This is a genomic window from Vibrio sp. Vb0937, from assembly GCF_033338855.1.
On the sequence record NZ_JAWOTK010000103.1, the window covers coordinates 1 to 1,832 of the forward strand.

Below are 1,832 nucleotides of genomic sequence, written 5' to 3' on the forward strand. Positions count from 1 at the left end.
GAGTAGAATCAGTTCACTGCCTTTTGGCGTGAGTGTGTGGAGTGTTTCTAACACTTGCGAATATGGTATTGTGCGAGTCTCATGATTTGGATCTTGAGTCAACTGCGCGTTATTGGTATCAACGATAGCATTGAGAATCCGAAGCCCCTGTTTTTGCAAAGAGGAAGGGCGAAATTCTAAGCATTGGTGTCCATCATCAATCACTGCGCCAATACGATCCTTTTTGGCTAATGTGAGCCAAATAAGAACACTGGCGAAATGAGCAAGTTGTACGGACTTCAATACGTACTTTGAGCCAAAGTGAAGGCTTGAGCTGAGGTCGAGATACAAAATCACCGCTTGTTCTTTGTCTTCCGCAAACAATTTCGTGTGTGCTTTTCCGGTGCGCGCTGTGACTCGCCAGTCGATGCTGCGAATGTCATCTCCGGCTTGATACTGGCGCACTTCCATAAAGTCCATACCACGACCTTTTTGTCGGCTCGTATGGTTGCCGCTCATCTGCGACCAAATGCTTTGTGCCGGTGGCAACCAACGTACCGACTGCGTGCGATATTGAAGCAGTTCTTCCAGTGTTAATGTCACCCCATTCGCATGAGGCGGTAATGGATGGTTTGCAGACATGTCACTCACCCGCTTTATGCGCTGCCAACCAAGCTTAGCAACTTATCGATGACTTGATTTGCCGTTACGCCTTCTGCTTGAGCGTGGTAGCTGAGCAATAATCGGTGACGTAACACTGGGTACGCCATTGCTTGGACATCTTCAGGAGAGACAAAATCACGACCTGCTAACCAAGCATGAGCACGAGCGCATCGGTCAAGGGCGATGGTTGCACGCGGACTGACACCCATTGCTAGCCATTTATCCAACTCACTGTCGTATTCGCTTGCTTGGCGTGTTGCCATCACCAAACGCACAATGTATTGCTCAATGGCTTCTGCCATGTGGATGTCGAGCACTTCTTGGCGCGCGGTGAAGATGTCTTGCTGACTCAAGCTTGGGCGCTCAATAGAGCATTCACCTTTTGCCTCACCACGATTGATCCGCAAGATCGCTAATTCATGTTCTGCATCTGGGTAATCCACTTCTAAGTGAAGCAAAAAGCGATCGAGCTGAGCTTCTGGAAGAGGGTAAGTACCTTCTTGTTCTATCGGGTTTTGCGTCGCCATGACCAAGAATAGCTCAGGCAGCGCGTAGGTGTGGCGACCTGCGGTGACTTGCTTTTCTGCCATCGCTTCAAGCATTGCGGCTTGTACTTTGGCTGGCGCACGGTTGATTTCATCCGCAAGAATGAGTGAATTGAAAATCGGCCCAGATTGGAATGTGAACTCGCCCGTTTCTGGGCGGAAAATATCCGTACCGGTTAAATCGGCAGGCAGCAAATCTGGGGTGAACTGAATGCGATGGAAGTCGCCTTCTACGCAATCAGACAGTGATTTTACGGCGCGAGTTTTAGCAAGTCCCGGAGGACCCTCAACCAAAATATGCCCGTCAGCAAGAAGGGCGATCAACAGTTGTTTAACCAGATCATGCTGGCCAATGATCTGAGACTCTAAATAGTGCTGAAGAGTTTCGAAGTTAGATTTATGCATGCTTTGGACTCTCGATATCCATTTGATTTTCGTTTTGAGTATTGGTCATTGCCAATCAGGAAAAAGTTCCTGTTCGCTCTCGAAATTTATCTTTTCAATATTGGGGCAAAGAAAAGGATTGCAAGCGAAGAAAAACGCTGAAAGTGCTTGAATGACAGGGTGTTACATTTATTTTGCATAAGATAGTGAGAAATACCTCTAGTTTTGTTCGCTCAGGTCGATATAGGTTCCATGCTGTGT

The 1,832-nt window shown here is 47.7% G+C and carries 2 protein-coding genes; both read right to left on the minus strand.

Annotation, left to right across the window (positions count from 1 at the left end; all coding sequences use genetic code 11):
- On the minus strand, positions 1 to 621 hold a 621-nt coding region (locus R7P67_RS23490; protein ID WP_318086150.1), incomplete at its 3' end, for a DUF58 domain-containing protein.
- Between the two features lie 14 nt (positions 622 to 635).
- Positions 636 to 1,592: an AAA family ATPase gene (locus R7P67_RS23495; RefSeq protein ID WP_005485145.1), complete on the minus strand. Its 957-nt coding sequence runs from the start codon at positions 1,590 to 1,592 to the stop codon at positions 636 to 638.
- Positions 1,593 to 1,832: the final 240 nt, after the last annotated feature.

Coding starts and splice junctions, on each gene's coding strand:
- R7P67_RS23495 (WP_005485145.1), bottom strand. CDS start 1,592: ATGCATAAATCTAACTTCGAAACTCTTCAGCACTATTTAGAGTCTCAG.